We start from the raw sequence: 12,759 nt of genomic DNA, 5'->3' as shown, positions 1-12,759 counted from the left end.
CCGAAACAGCCATCCTGACAATCCATCAAATCCCGCTATATCCGAACATATCCGGGTCACTCCGTCCAGGAAAAGACCGCGCCATCCCAGCCGCTACCAGATCCGACCCATGTCCGATTTCGAACCACTCGAATCACACGACCCGTCAAGTTCTCATGCCAAGACATCCGACCTATCCGTTGACGACAAGGACCTGTCAGCTCAATCTCGGCCTGATCACGAATGAGGTCTCGTATCGGCGGAACGACACAATGCGCCGCTTGATCCGGGCTCCGGCCCCCGCCGCGGCCTCGCCCCAGAGCAGGAGCCGACGTGGTGAACGCCTGACCCAGTGGGCACAATGCGGCCATGCGGATCATCGTGGTCAAGGGTGACATCACCGATCAGCGGGCCGACGCGATCGTCAACGCCGCCAACTCCTCGTTGCTGGGAGGGAGCGGCGTCGACGGCGCGATCCACCGGAAGGGCGGCAGCGAGATCCTGGAGGCGTGCCGCAGGTTGCGGGCCTCCGCCTACGGCAAGGGGGTGCCCGCGGGCCAGGCGGTGGCCACCACGGCGGGGCGGCTGGCGGCGAAGTGGGTGATCCACACCGTCGGGCCGGTGCACAGCAGGAGCGATGACCGGTCGAAGACGCTGGCGTCGTGTTATCGCGAGGCGCTGCGGGTGGCCGACGAACTGGGGGCCACGTCGGTCGCGTTCCCGGCGGTGTCGACGGGGATCTACGGCTGGCCGTTGGACGACGCGGCGCGGATCGCGGTCGAGACCGTCAGGGCCACGCCCACCAAGGTGGAGGAGGTGCGCTTCGTGCTGTTCACCGACGAGGCGTACGAGCACTTCCGGGCTCAGATGTGAGGGGCGATCCCGTCGACGATGGCCCGCTTGGGGCGGGCGCCCCTGATCTGGTGGACGACCTCGCCGTCGCGGTAGAGGTTCAGGGTGGGCAGGCCGATGACGTCGTAGCGCAGCGCGATCGACGGGTTCTCGTCGACGTTGATCTTGGCGATGACGACCTTGTCGCCGTATTCGCGGTCGAGCTCCTCCAGCATGGGGGAGATCATCTTGCACGGCGGGCACCACTCGGCCCAGAAGTCGAGCAGCACCGGGCGGTCGCTGGCCAGCACGTCGCGCTCGAACGTCTCCGCGGTGACCTCGATCATGTGTTCCTCCGTAGCATCTCGTCGCGGCGGGCCATCAGGTCCCGGATCTCGGTGTCGATCTCGGCGAGCTTGCGGCGGACGACGTCGACCGACTCGGGGCAGACGCCGCCCGACTCGTTGCCGGCGCGCAGGCAGGCGACGAACGGGCGCGCGTCCTCCAGGGTGAAGCCGACCGCCATCAGCGCCCGGATCTCCTGGACGAGCCGCACGTCGGCCTCGTCGTACTCGCGGTATCCGTTGGCGCCCCGGCGGGCGGCCAGCAGGCCCTTCTCCTCGTAATGGCGCAGCGAGCGGGTGCTCACACCCGAGCGCCGTGCCAGCTCACCGATCCGCATGTCCGCAGGTTAAACCTTCACATTGGCGTCAGGGTCAAGCCCGGCAGAGGACTTCGCCGTGGACGATCGTCAGGAACCCGTCGGGGTCGGCGGCCCAGGTGAGCCAGCCGTCGGCGATGCGCCGCAGATCCTCCGGCGTGGCCAGCCCCGCGTCCACGGCCTGGCGGCCCAGCGACGACCTCACGACGCGGTCGGCCCACATGCCGCCCCAGAACGCCCGGTCGCCGGGGGTGGCGAAGGTCCAGGTGGAGGTGGACACCTCGATGTCGGTGAACCCGGCCGCACGGGCCCACGAGAGCATGCGCCGGCCGGCGTCGGGTTCTCCGTCGTTGCGCCGGGCCACGGCGTAGTAGAGCGCGAGCCACTCGTCGAGTTCCGGCAGGGCCGGATACCAGGTGAAGGCGCCGTAGTCGCTGTCGCGGGCGGCGACCAGCCGGGCGACGCGCCCCATCTCCCGGAGCGCCCGCACCGGGTCGGCGAGGTGCTGCAGGACCTGGTGGGCGTGCGCGACGTCGAAGGCCTTGTCCCCGTACGGCAGCGCGTGCGCGTCGGCCACCTCGAAGGCGATGTTGGGCGTCCCCCGGCGCTCCGCCTCGGCGCGGGCGAGGCCGAGCTCGTCGGGGCCGATCTCGGTGGCGGTGACGCGGGCGACCCGGGCCGCCAGGTCGGCGGTGATCGTGCCGGGGCCGCAGCCCACGTCGAGCAGGGTGGTGGCGGGGGTCAGGTGCGGCAGCAGGTGGGCCGCGGAGTTCTCGGCGGTGCGCCAGCGGTGGGACCGCAGCACGCTCTCATGGTGCCCATGCGTGTAGTGCATGGGCACGAGAGTAGTACCGTCTCGCGATACGAGAAGATGTGTATCGAATAGTGAGATTAGAACGTCCTGCCGAGGTGGAACCCGCCGGGCAGCCGCACGGTCACGTGGCGGCGCCCGTCAGGGGTGCGATAGACGTGGAGACGACGGCCCCCGTAGCTGCGGGAGACGCCGTGACGTGAGAGGTGAAAGCGCAGCGGTCCGACTTTTACCGACTTCCGGTAGTCCCATCCCATGCCCGGAGAACGAGCGGGATCGGGGGGAAAGTTCCTAGCCGAGCCAGATATAGGCCCCGAAGCGCCCCGTCTGCCCTTCACGGCGATATGAGTAGAGATCGCCGGATTCGATGGTGCACCGGGCGTCGTGCCGGACGTCGCCCACCCCGGCCCGGGAGAGCTGCGCCGAGATGGCCGCCCGCAGGTCGACCGACGGGGTGCCGCGCGACGTGGTCGCCCAGGCTTCGGGCACGACGGCGGCGACCTCGTCGCGCATCCCGGCGGGCACCTCGTAGCACCGCCCGCAGGCGGCCGGCCCGACCAGCGCGACCATCCGGCCCGGGTCGGCTCCGCGCCCGGCCATGGCCTCGACCAGCGCGGGCACCACCCCGGCGAGCGTGCCGGGCCGGCCCGAGTGGGCGGCGCCGACGAGCCGGGCGACCGGATCGGCCACCAGCACCTGGGCGCAGTCGGCGGCCAGCGAGACCAGCGCCAGCCCCTCTTCGGCCGTGAAGACCGCGTCGAGGCCGGGCGGGTCGTCGCCGAACGGCCGGTCGACGTAGGCGACGTCGCGCCCGTGGACCTGCCGCATGAGCACCACGCGGGCGGGGTCGACGCCGAGCTCCAGAGCGGTCATCCGCCGGTTGGCCGCGACGTTCGCGGGGTCGTCGCCGACGGCCCCGCCGAGGTTCCGGCCGCCGAAGGGCGCCGGGCTCACGCCGCCACGGCGATCGGTGATCACGGCGTGTACGCCCTCGGCCAGCAGCACCCTCACACCCTACCGGTGATCACCGCGACGACCGTGGGACCCAGCGCGAGCGCGCGGATGCCGTACATCATCTTGGCCGTGTAGACGTGGTCGAGCCGGAGCCCGTGCCGCGTCTCGAAGTCGTCGATGAACGCGCCCAGTTCCGGAGTGGTGCGGGCGTAGCCCCCGAAATGGAACCGGGTCTCGATGCGCCAGTTGGGCGTGACGCGGCCGAGCGCCTCGGTCTGGAGGCGGGCGACCTCGTCGGACAGGAACGAACCGCCCTTGAGCACGGAGAACCCGACGGCGGTGAACCCCGGCGGCAACCCGGCCGCGAGGCCGGCCAGCGTGCCGCCGGTCCCGACGGGGCAGCACACGACCGCCTCACCGAGATGGGCCAGCTCGGGCCCGATCTCCATGCACCCGCGCACCGCCTCGGCGTTCGACCCGCCCTCGGGCACCACCCGGTGGCCGGGGAACCGCTCCCGGACGAGCCGCAGCACCTCGGGCGAGGTCTTCGCCCGGTAGCGCGTGCGGTCGAGGAACATCAGCCGCATCCCGCAGGCCACCGCGAAGTCGAGCACCTCGTTCCTGACCGGCTCGCCCCGGATCACCCCGCCGGTCGGGAACCCGAACTCGCGCCCGGCCGCCGCGACGGCCCTGATGTGGTTCGAGTAGGCCCCTCCGAAGGTGACGATCGGCTCGCCCGTGACGTTGTATTTGAGCTTGCGCCACTTGTTGCCGGGGATGTCGGGATGGAGAAGGTCGTCACGCTTCAGCAGGACACCGTCGGCGCGGGTGAGAGGCGAGACCACAACGATAACCTAACGGCCATGCGGGTCGTTTCCTCCTTTGAGACCGCCTTCGGCGGCACACCCGAGGGCGTCTGGCACGCCCCGGGCCGGGTCAACCTGATCGGCGAACACACCGACTACAACGACGGCCTGGTGCTTCCCTTCGCGGTGCCCTGGGGCGTCACGGCGGCGGTCGCGAGGCGCTCCGACGACCGGGTGCGGGTCGTGTCGGTCCAGGCGGGCGGCGGCCCGGTCGAGGAGGTCGCCGGGTGGGCGGCCTACCCGATCGGCGTGGCCCTGACCATGCGGAAGGCCGGTCTCCCCGTCGGCGGCGCCGACATCGCGATCGACGGCGACATCCCCCGGGGCGCGGGCCTGTCGTCGAGCGCCGCCCTGGAGGTCTCGGTCGCGCTGGCGCTGAACGACCTCTACGACCTCGGCCAGAGCCCGCTCGACCTGGCCAGGCTCGGTCAGCGGGCCGAGAACGAGGTCGTCGGCATGCCGTGCGGCATCATGGACCAGGCCGCCTCGGCCCTGTCGAAGGAGGGCCACGCCCTCCTCCTCGACTGCCGCACCCTCGGCAGCCGCGCGATCCCCTTCGACCTGCCCTCCCACGGCCTCGACCTGGTCATCATCGACACCGGCGTCCACCACGAACTGGCCGACGGCCAGTACGCCCGGCGCCGGGCCGACTGCGAGAACGCCGCCCGCACCCTGGGCGTCGAGACGCTGCGCGACGTCACCGACCTCGCCGCCGCCCTGTCCGTGCTGAGCGGAGACGAGCGGAAACGCACCCAGCACGTCGTGACCGAGAACCACCGCGTCGAAGCCGTCGTCGGCCTCCTGCGGGCCGGCGCGGTGGCCGAGATCGGCGCGCTCCTGAACGCCTCCCACCTGTCGCTGCGCGACCAGTTCGAGGTGAGCTGTCCCGAACTCGACGTCGCCGTCGAGTCGGCCGTCAGGGGCGGCGCGCGGGGCGCCCGCATGACCGGCGGCGGCTTCGGCGGCTCGGCCATCGCCCTGGTCGCGGCCGACCGCGCCGACACGATGCGCCAGACGGTGACGGAGGCCTACGAGGCGAAGGGCTGGCAGCCCCCGGTCTTCCGCACCGCCGCCCCCTCGGCCGGGGCGCGCAGGCTCAGCTAGCGTCCTGACGTGCCGGAACCGCGCGCCGGTAGCGGTCGGCCAGCGCGCGGATCGCCGCGACGAGCTCGGGCGGCCCGGTGACCTCGAAGTCGGCGTCGAGCATGCCGAGATGGCAGGCCAGCATCTGCGGCGAGTCCGAGCCGACCTCGGCCACGCAGGCGTCGTCGCCCACGGGCTCCACCGGCACGCCGGGCGGCAGCCGCTCGCGCACGTGCTCGGCCGGCGCGCGGACCGTCACCCGCGCCCGGCACTTCCAGGTCGCGGTGGCCAGGCCGCTGGCGACATGGCCGGCGAGGTCGCCGCCGGGGTCCTCGCGCGGGGTGAACCGGGGGCCGTTCGGGGTGCGCAACCGCAGCCGGTCGACCCGGAAGGTGCGCCAGCCGGACCTCGCGACGTCCCATCCGACCAGATACCAGCGGCCCCGGCTGTGCGCGAGCCGGTGCGGCTCGACCTCACGGCGGCCGGCCGACCCGTCATGGCCGACGTAGTCGAAGCGGAGCCGCTCGTGGTCGCGTGCGGCCGCCGCGATCGCGGTGAGCGTGTCGGCGTCCACGCGGGGGCCCGCCTGCGGAAGCGGGAGGAGGTGGGCGCGCAGCCCGGTGACCCGCCGGCGGAGCCGGGCGGGCAACATCTGCTCCAGCTTGGTCAGGGCACGCAGCGCCGCCTCCTCGATGCCGGTGACCGCGCCCTGGGTGGCGCCCACCCGCAGCCCGACCGCGACGGCGACCGCCTCGTCGTCGTCGAGCAGCAGCGGCGGCATCCGCGCGCCCGCCCCGAGGCGGTAGCCGCCGGTGACGCCCCTGATGCCCTGCACCGGATAGCCGAGGCCGCGCAGGCGCTCCACGTCGTTGCGCACGGTGCGCACGGTGACGCCGAGACGCTCGGCCAGTTCGGGCCCGCTCCAGTCACGCGGCGTCTGCAACAGGGAGAGCAGCCGCAGCAGTCGTTGTGCCGTGTCCGACATGAGGCAAGTCTGCCGCGATACAGGAACGGAAGGTTCCGGTATCGACCATAGATTTCCGGCATGGACGACAACACCGACATCCGCCCGTTCCGCGTCGACATCCCGCAGACCGAGCTGGACGACCTGCGCGACCGCCTCACCCGCGCCCGCTGGCCCCGGCAGATCGGCGGCGCCGGCTGGGAGCGCGGCGTTCCGGTGGACTACCTCAGGGAGCTGGCGGCCTACTGGGCCGACGGCTTCGACTGGCGTGCGCAGGAGAAGGCGCTGAACGGGCACCCGCAGTTCGTGACCACGATCGACGGCCAGGACGTGCACTTCCTGCACGTGCGCTCCCCCGAGCCCGGCGCGCTGCCGCTGATCCTCAGCCACGGCTGGCCGGGCTCGTTCGCCGACTTCCTGGACGTGATCGGCCCGCTCACCGATCCCCGCGCGCACGGCGGCGACCCGGCGGACGCCTTCCACGTCGTGATCCCGTCGCTGCCCGGCTTCGGGTTCTCCACCCCGGTGCACGAACCGGGCTGGGGCGACCTGTTCCGGGTGGCCGCCGCGTTCGGAGAGCTGATGAGCCGTCTCGGCTACGAGCGGTTCGCCGCGCAGGGCGGCGACCTCGGCGGCGGCGTCACCGCGCTGCTGCCCATGGCCGCCCCGGGCCGCGTGGTCGCCACCCACGTCAACGGCCCCGCGCCCTACCCGTTCGGCCCGCCCGTCGAGCTCGACGGCCTGTCCGGCGCCGACCGGGCCCGCGCCGGGCGGTTCAACACCTTCCGGCAGGACGGCCTCGGCTATCTGCACCTGCAGTCGACCCGCCCCCGGACGCCGGCGTACGGGCTGAACGACTCGCCGATCGGCCAGTTGGCCTGGATCGTGGAGAAGTTCAAGGAGTGGACCGACCCCGCCGCCGAGTTGCCCGAGGACGCGGTGGACCGCGACCGGCTGCTCACCGGCGTGAGCCTGTACTGGTTCACCGGTTCCGGCGCGTCGTCGGCCGACATCCTCTACGACGGCATGCGCGCCTACCGCGAGATGGCCGGGTCGGACGGCGACCAGGCCGGGTGGCCGTCGGCGCCGGCCCCGCCGCAGGGCGTCGCGGTGTTCGCGGCGGACATGACGATCCGCGCCCTCGCCGACCCGGCGAACACGGTCGGCCACTGGTCGGAGTTCGACCGGGGCGGCCACTTCCCGGCGATGGAGACCCCCGGCCTGCTGGTCGGCGACCTGCGCGCGTTCTTCCGCGTCGCGCGGTGAGCGGCAGGCCGCGGCTCTCCCGGCGCCTCGATCGGCTCACCTGGGGCTGACCGTCTTCCACGTGCGGTCGAGGAAGTTCGCGATCAGCGGGGCGATCTCCGGCAGGTACTCCTCCAGGGCGAAGTGGCCCGTCGGGTAGACGTGCAGCTCGGCGTCCGGGACGTCGCGCAGGTAGGCGTGGGCGCCCGGTTCGGGGAAGAACATGTCGTTCGCCCCCCAGGTGATCAGCGTCGGCGGGCGGCGGGTCCGGAGCCACTCCTGCCACTCCGGGTAGTGGCCGAGGTTGGCGTGGTAGTTCAGCAGCAGGTCGAGTTGCGGCCGGGCCCGTTCGGGCTGGTCGAGGAAGTACTGGTCGAGCACCCAGCTGTCCGGCGACACCGACCGGACGTCGCCCGTGCCCGACTCGTACTGCCTGCGGGTGACCGGGAGGGTCAGCATCTCCCGGGCCGCCTTCTCCCCCTCGGGGCCGGGCCGCAGGGCGACCAGGCCGCGCATGGCCTCGCCGAGGCCCTCCTCGTAGGCGTTGCCGTTCTGGACCACCAGGCCGGCGATCCGTTCCGGGTGACGCAGGGCCAGGCGGAAGCCGACCGGGGCGCCGTAGTCGAAGACGTACATGACGAAGTCGTCGAGGCGGAGCCGCTCGACGAAGCCCGCCATGACCTCGCCCAGCCGGTCGAAGGTCAGCGGGCCGACCGGGACGTCGCTGTGGCCGAAGCCCGGCAGGTCGGGCGCGATCAGCCGGTAGTGGGCGCCGAGGGCGTCGATGAGCCGGCGATATTGGTGCGAGGCCGACGGGAAGCCGTGCAGCAGGAGCAGCACGGGCGCCGGGCCGGTCTCGGGTGCGGATTCGCGGTAGAAGACCCGGAGGCCGTCGATGTCGACGTGACGGTGCAGGGTCCGTGTGACGATCGGGAACGCCATTTCGCATCACCTCACCACGGGCCCTACCCACTGAACGGCGGGAACTCCGGCGGGCGTCTCTCCAGGAAGCTGGCCACGCCCTCGGCGAAGTCGGCCCGGCCGAACGACTCGGCCATCAGCTTCTCGGCCTTGGTGCGGGAGGCGTCCGGGGTCAGGTCCCAGTCGCCCCAGACCTGCTGCTTGATCACCGCCATCGAGGTGGGCGAGCTCATGACGGCCAGCTCCCGGGCGTAGGCGGCGACCTCGCCGGGAAGCGCCTCGCCCGGCACCGCGCGCAGCGCCAGTCCCATGCCGGCCGCCTCCTCCCCCGTGAAGGTGCGGCCGGACAGCAGCAGGTCGAGGGCGCGGGCCTGGCCGACGAGTCTCGGCAGCACCCACGCGAGGCCGTATTCGGCGATGAGGCCCCGCCGGGAGAAGGCGGTCGTCCACTTCGCCTCGGCGGCCGTGAAGACCAGATCGCAGACGAGGGCGTGCACCATGCCCAGCCCGGCGCACGCCCCGTTCACGGCCGCGATGACCGGCTTCCCGATCGTCGTGGGCAGGGTGTTCGGCCGGGTGTCGGCGGCCCGTTCGAGCGTGCCCTCCCGGAGGGCCGTGAGCGTCTGGAAGTCGGCCCCGGCGCAGAAGCCCTTCCCGGCCCCCGTCACCACGATCACCCGCACCGCCGGGTCGGCCTCGGCCTGGGTGAGCAGGTCGAAGTAGCGGGTGCCGAGCGCCTCGGTCCAGGCGTTGAGCCGCTCGGGGCGGTTGAAGGTCAGCGTCAGGACGCCGTCGGCGAGGTCGCTCAGCACCAAGTCACTCACGAATATTGTTCTACTACAGCTCCCGGTGGTGGGTGAAGGACGGCCGCAGCGCCACGTCGTCGTAGTAGCGGTGGAACACCGGCGTCAGCGCCCCCGACAGCGGCGGGACGATCCACGACCAGTCGGCCGGGCAGACCCGGCCCGAGCGCTCCTCCTTCTCCAGGTGGGTCATGAACCGCTTCGCCTCGGTGTGGTGGTCGGTCATGGTCACCCCGGCCTCGGCGAAGGAGTGCAGCACGGCCACGTTGAGCTCGACGAGCGTGTGGTCGCGCCACAGGGTGCGGTCGCTGGAGGTGTCCATGCCGAGCCGCCGGGCGATCACCGGGAGCTGGTCGTAGCGGCCGGTGTCGGCGAGGTTGCGGGCGCCGATCTCGGTCCCCATGTACCACCCGTTGAACGGCGCCGCCGGGTAGCGGACGCCGCCGATCTCCAGGCACATGCCGGAGATCGCCGGGACGGCGTGCCAGCGCAGCCCCAGCTCCCCGAACCACGGGTAGTGGGGATGGGTGATCGGCACCTCCAGGATCACGTCCGGCGGCAGCTCGCGCATCTCCACGCGGTCCTTCACGTCGATCAGCAGCGGCAGCACGTCGAACCGGCCGCCACGCCCCTCCCACCCGAGCGCCAGGGCCTCCCGCGTCAGCCCCAGATGCGACGGATCGCCCACGATCTCGCCGTCGCGCTCGTATCCGGCGTACCGGATGAGCTGGTCGTTGCGGATCCGGGCGGCGCGCTGGCCGGGACGGTCGGGGGCGAACACGGTGATCGTCGGCCGGATGCGGCCGCCGTTGGTCGCCTCACGCAGGTGGGCGACGCACTCGTCGGCGATCGCGTCGGCCGTGTCGACCCCGCGCCGGTCGCGGACGCGCAGCGACTGCCAGTAGAGCCGCCCGATGCACCGGCCGCTGTTACGCCAGGCCACCCGCGCGCCGAATGTCAGTTCGTCGAGCGTGTGGGTGTAGGTGCCGGTCTGCTCGATCTCGGCCGCGATCTCCCGCAGCCGTTCCTCCACCGGCCCGGCCGAGGGCACCTCGGCCTGGTGCAGCCGGACGAATTCCTCCGCCTCCCGCCAGTCGACCTCCTCACCGCTTCTCGCCTCGTCGGTTCTCTTCCACCACGTCCGCATCGCGAATTCCCCTCGCGGATCGCCGATGGCCGTTCCGGGCGGCGACGACGACCCTCGTGGCGGTGGCCCTCTCCCCACCGCCGGTGCGTAGTTTGGTCCGCGGCGACCACGCCTCCGGGCGCGGATCACATTTTCTGCGCTTGCACCGGATTTGTCATCTATTTCTGTGCATCCATCGCCACAGAGCGTCAGGGGACCGGGGTGGGCGCGCACACGAAGAAGCCCCGGTCTGATCTCTCAGACCGGGGCTTCTGGCAGCTCCCGCGATAGGACTCGAACCTATAACCTGCCGGTTAACAGCCGGCTGCTCTGCCGATTGAGCTACACGGGATCGTGCGGTGCTCCGCTGCCTTGCGGCTTTCCTTGCGGCGCGGAACTAGATTAGCGCACTCGGGGGGTGCTCTGTCACATCCATTGGCGCGCCCTTTGGCGGAGCCCGGTTTGGATAGATGCACACCCATTGGGTAGGGGCCGGAGTAGCGAAGCGCGGAGGTGGAAGATGCGGTACAAGGTGATGTTCGCCGCCGGGCTGGGTCTTGGATACGTCCTGGGCACCCGCGCCGGGCGTGAGCGCTACGAGCAGATCGTGCGGGCCACGAAGAGGGTGTCCGACAGCCCCGCCGTGCAGGAGGCGGCCGGGCTGGTGGGGGCCCGCGTGTCGAAGATGACCGTGGCGGCCAAGGACAGGGTCCCGTTCCTGCGTAAGGATGACGCCTGGGACGGGGAGACCACAGCCGGCCCGACAGGCTGGCCGGACCCAGAGGTCAACCGGATCACCTGACGAAGAGACGGAGAAGGCCCGTCTCCCGTACGAGGGAGACGGGCCTTCTGTCATGGTCAGACACCCAGGCTTCTGCGGACCTGCTCCAACGCCTGCTCCGCCGCGGCCAGCACGCCGGGATCGCCGCCGTCGAGTCCGTCGTCGAACGCCAGTTCCCATTCGATGGTGTCGGTTCCGGCGAGCCGCCGGGCGATGAAGCGCACGCCCGCGTTTGTGGTGAGTTTCACATAGCGGTTGGCGACGATGGAGTTCTGCACCCTTTCCCGGATGGTTTCCGGCAAGAAGCCGGGCTCCTCGATATCCACCCGATAAACGCCGCCCGTAACAGTTGTGATGTTCATCCCGGTTTCGTCCCAGGAGGCCTTGTCGACGGTGTGCCAGGGCACCCGTTCCCCGCCGGGAAGGTGCAGCGCCACGAACGTCGCGACGGCGTAGCCGCCGGTCGGCGTGGGGGCGAAACTCAGCACCCGCTCCCCCGCGAGGCGGGCGCGGACGTCGGCGGGCAGGCGGTTCCCGAACAGAGGCATACCTGGGAATCTACAAGCGGACGGCCCGTGCCCCGGGTGCGGGGCACGGGCCGTTTCCGATGACGGTCAGTCCAGGTAGTCGCGGAGCATCTGGGCGCGCGTCGGGTGACGCAGCTTGGCGAGCGTCTTGGACTCGATCTGGCGGATGCGCTCCCGGGTCACCCCGAACTCCCGCCCGACCTCCTCCAGCGTGCGCGGATGCCCGTCGGCCAGGCCGAACCTGAGCTGGATGATGCGCTGTTCCCGCTCCGACAACGTGGCCAGGATGTCGTCGAGCTGGTCTTGCAGCATGATGAACGCGGCGGCCTCGATCGGCACCACGGCGTCGGCGTCCTCGATGAAGTCGCCGAGGTCGGAGTCCTCCTCGCCGATGGGCGACTGGAGGGAGACGGGCTCCTGGGCGATCCGCTGGATCTCGATGACCCGGTCGATCGGCAGGTCCATCTCGGCGGCGATCTCCTCGGGCGCGGGCTCGCGGCCGAGGTCCTGGTGCAACTGACGCTGCACGCGCACCAGTTTGTTGATCGTCTCGACCATGTGGACCGGAATTCGAATGGTCCGCGCCTGATCGGCGATGGCCCTCGTGATCGCCTGCCGAATCCACCACGTGGCATAAGTCGAGAACTTGTAGCCCTTGGTGTAGTCGAATTTCTCGACCGCGCGAATCAATCCGAGATTGCCCTCTTGAATGAGGTCGAGAAATAACATTCCGCGGCCGACGTATCTTTTCGCGATGGAGACGACGAGCCGCAGATTCGCCTCGATGAGGCGCTGCTTGGCGCGCACGCCCTCCCACACGAGATCTTCGAACTCGGGCCGGGCCACCCGGATCGCGGGGCTCTCACAGAGCTTGTCCTCCGCGAAGAGGCCGGCCTCGATGGCCTTGGCGAGTTCCACCTCCTCCTCGGCGGTGAGCAGCGGAACCCGGCCGATCTCCCGCAGGTAGATCCTTACCAGGTCGCTGGTCGGCGCCCTCTTACCGACGTCTTCCTCGTCTGGCTTGGACGTCTCCTCGTCGCCTTGCGGCTCGAGGACCTCCACTCCGTTCTCGGCGAGCATGCGCACGACGCGCTCCAGCGCGTCGGCCTCAAGCCCGGATCGGTCGAGCGCGGCGGCCACGTCGTCAACCGTGACGCTCCCGCGCTCCCTTCCCTTCACGACGAGCTCGGCCACCTGGTCTACCGAT

16 protein-coding genes and 1 tRNA gene are annotated in these 12,759 nt (G+C 71.2%); 4 read left to right on the top strand and 13 right to left on the bottom strand.

All coding sequences use genetic code 11. The features are described from left to right. Positions 1-348 precede the first annotated feature (348 nt). Positions 349-852 carry an O-acetyl-ADP-ribose deacetylase gene (locus AW273_RS24630; RefSeq protein WP_062352543.1) on the top strand — a complete coding sequence of 168 codons (504 nt, stop codon included), beginning with the start codon at positions 349-351 and terminating at the stop codon, positions 850-852. On the opposite strand, the gene trxA is transcribed toward AW273_RS24630, so the two are convergent. From trxA to AW273_RS24605, 6 genes are read right to left on the bottom strand one after another with little or no spacing between them, the layout of a single operon-like run. Further along, positions 843-1,157, bottom strand: a complete 315-nt coding sequence (trxA, locus tag AW273_RS24625) for a thioredoxin (protein WP_062352540.1) — start codon at positions 1,155-1,157, stop codon at positions 843-845. The genes AW273_RS24630 and trxA overlap by 10 nt on opposite strands. Further along, entirely contained in the window at positions 1,154-1,492 is a 339-nt protein-coding gene (locus AW273_RS24620; RefSeq protein WP_062352537.1) for a MerR family transcriptional regulator, read from the bottom strand. The genes trxA and AW273_RS24620 overlap by 4 nt, the downstream gene beginning before the upstream one ends. Positions 1,493-1,526: 34 nt before the next feature. Beyond that, positions 1,527-2,306, bottom strand: a complete 780-nt coding sequence (locus AW273_RS24615) for a methyltransferase domain-containing protein (protein ID WP_062352534.1) — start codon at positions 2,304-2,306, stop codon at positions 1,527-1,529. Positions 2,307-2,362: 56 nt separating this feature from the next. Next, positions 2,363-2,539, bottom strand: a complete 177-nt coding sequence (locus AW273_RS36520) for a DUF4236 domain-containing protein (RefSeq protein WP_083950017.1) — start codon at positions 2,537-2,539, stop codon at positions 2,363-2,365. 34 nt (positions 2,540-2,573) lie between these two features. Next, positions 2,574-3,287 (bottom strand): purine nucleoside phosphorylase YfiH/LACC1 family protein, encoded by a 714-nt coding sequence (locus AW273_RS24610; protein ID WP_062352531.1) that lies wholly within the window; start codon positions 3,285-3,287, stop codon positions 2,574-2,576. 2 nt (positions 3,288-3,289) lie between these two features. Next, on the bottom strand, positions 3,290-4,081 hold the full coding sequence (locus AW273_RS24605) for a 1-aminocyclopropane-1-carboxylate deaminase/D-cysteine desulfhydrase (RefSeq protein ID WP_232327574.1): 792 nt from the start codon (positions 4,079-4,081) through the stop codon (positions 3,290-3,292). A gap of 18 nt (positions 4,082-4,099) precedes the next feature. On the opposite strand from AW273_RS24605, the gene galK reads away from it, so the two are divergent. Then, positions 4,100-5,206 (top strand): galactokinase, encoded by a 1,107-nt coding sequence (galK, locus tag AW273_RS24600; RefSeq protein ID WP_062352526.1) that lies wholly within the window; start codon positions 4,100-4,102, stop codon positions 5,204-5,206. Here the strand turns inward: galK and AW273_RS24595 are convergent. Then, positions 5,199-6,170: a helix-turn-helix transcriptional regulator gene (locus tag AW273_RS24595; protein WP_062352523.1), complete on the bottom strand. Its 972-nt coding sequence runs from the start codon at positions 6,168-6,170 to the stop codon at positions 5,199-5,201. The two genes, galK and AW273_RS24595, sit on opposite strands and share 8 nt — an antisense overlap. Before the next feature lie 60 nt (positions 6,171-6,230). On the opposite strand from AW273_RS24595, the gene AW273_RS24590 reads away from it, so the two are divergent. After that, positions 6,231-7,415, top strand: a complete 1,185-nt coding sequence (locus tag AW273_RS24590) for an epoxide hydrolase family protein (protein WP_062352520.1) — start codon at positions 6,231-6,233, stop codon at positions 7,413-7,415. 36 nt (positions 7,416-7,451) lie between these two features. Here the strand turns inward: AW273_RS24590 and AW273_RS24585 are convergent, their stop codons facing one another. The 4 genes from AW273_RS24585 to AW273_RS24570 form a co-directional block, all read right to left on the bottom strand. Then, positions 7,452-8,336 (bottom strand): alpha/beta fold hydrolase, encoded by an 885-nt coding sequence (locus tag AW273_RS24585; protein ID WP_062352517.1) that lies wholly within the window; start codon positions 8,334-8,336, stop codon positions 7,452-7,454. 23 nt (positions 8,337-8,359) lie between these two features. Next, positions 8,360-9,139, bottom strand: a complete 780-nt coding sequence (locus tag AW273_RS24580; RefSeq protein WP_062352514.1) for an enoyl-CoA hydratase-related protein — start codon at positions 9,137-9,139, stop codon at positions 8,360-8,362. Between the two features lie 13 nt (positions 9,140-9,152). Then, on the bottom strand, positions 9,153-10,265 hold the full coding sequence (locus tag AW273_RS24575) for a nitric oxide synthase oxygenase (protein WP_062352510.1): 1,113 nt from the start codon (positions 10,263-10,265) through the stop codon (positions 9,153-9,155). 258 nt (positions 10,266-10,523) lie between these two features. Continuing rightward, positions 10,524-10,596 (bottom strand) — tRNA-Asn (locus AW273_RS24570). A gap of 168 nt (positions 10,597-10,764) precedes the next feature. Here AW273_RS24570 and AW273_RS24565 point away from each other — a divergent pair. Continuing rightward, a complete protein-coding gene (locus AW273_RS24565) occupies positions 10,765-11,046 on the top strand; it encodes a hypothetical protein (RefSeq protein WP_062352507.1) in 282 nt (93 codons plus the stop codon). A gap of 56 nt (positions 11,047-11,102) precedes the next feature. Here AW273_RS24565 and AW273_RS24560 read toward each other — a convergent pair whose 3' ends face one another. Both AW273_RS24560 and rpoD read right to left on the bottom strand, forming a co-directional pair. Further along, positions 11,103-11,573, bottom strand: a complete 471-nt coding sequence (locus AW273_RS24560; protein ID WP_062352503.1) for a hypothetical protein — start codon at positions 11,571-11,573, stop codon at positions 11,103-11,105. Positions 11,574-11,639: 66 nt separating this feature from the next. Continuing rightward, entirely contained in the window at positions 11,640-12,746 is a 1,107-nt protein-coding gene (rpoD, locus tag AW273_RS24555; RefSeq protein WP_231515294.1) for an RNA polymerase sigma factor RpoD, read from the bottom strand. Positions 12,747-12,759 lie beyond the last annotated feature (13 nt).

The sequence above is a fragment of the Herbidospora yilanensis genome (genome assembly GCF_001570565.1).
Classification (GTDB): domain Bacteria; phylum Actinomycetota; class Actinomycetes; order Streptosporangiales; family Streptosporangiaceae; genus Herbidospora; species Herbidospora yilanensis.
This window is presented reverse-complemented; position numbering and strand designations above follow the sequence as displayed.

Bases quoted from the DNA above. Each gene is read 5' to 3' on its own strand.
- AW273_RS24630 (WP_062352543.1), top strand. From the start codon at position 349: ATGCGGATCATCGTGGTCAAGGGTGACATCACCGATCAGCGGGCCGAC.
- trxA (WP_062352540.1), bottom strand. From the start codon at position 1,157: ATGATCGAGGTCACCGCGGAGACGTTCGAGCGCGACGTGCTGGCCAGC.
- AW273_RS24620 (WP_062352537.1), bottom strand. From the start codon at position 1,492: ATGCGGATCGGTGAGCTGGCACGGCGCTCGGGTGTGAGCACCCGCTCG.
- AW273_RS24615 (WP_062352534.1), bottom strand. From the start codon at position 2,306: ATGCACTACACGCATGGGCACCATGAGAGCGTGCTGCGGTCCCACCGC.
- AW273_RS36520 (WP_083950017.1), bottom strand. From the start codon at position 2,539: ATGGGATGGGACTACCGGAAGTCGGTAAAAGTCGGACCGCTGCGCTTT.
- galK (WP_062352526.1), top strand. From the start codon at position 4,100: ATGCGGGTCGTTTCCTCCTTTGAGACCGCCTTCGGCGGCACACCCGAG.
- AW273_RS24595 (WP_062352523.1), bottom strand. From the start codon at position 6,170: ATGTCGGACACGGCACAACGACTGCTGCGGCTGCTCTCCCTGTTGCAG.
- AW273_RS24590 (WP_062352520.1), top strand. From the start codon at position 6,231: ATGGACGACAACACCGACATCCGCCCGTTCCGCGTCGACATCCCGCAG.
- AW273_RS24585 (WP_062352517.1), bottom strand. From the start codon at position 8,336: ATGGCGTTCCCGATCGTCACACGGACCCTGCACCGTCACGTCGACATC.
- AW273_RS24575 (WP_062352510.1), bottom strand. From the start codon at position 10,265: ATGCGGACGTGGTGGAAGAGAACCGACGAGGCGAGAAGCGGTGAGGAG.
- AW273_RS24565 (WP_062352507.1), top strand. From the start codon at position 10,765: ATGCGGTACAAGGTGATGTTCGCCGCCGGGCTGGGTCTTGGATACGTC.
- AW273_RS24560 (WP_062352503.1), bottom strand. From the start codon at position 11,573: ATGCCTCTGTTCGGGAACCGCCTGCCCGCCGACGTCCGCGCCCGCCTC.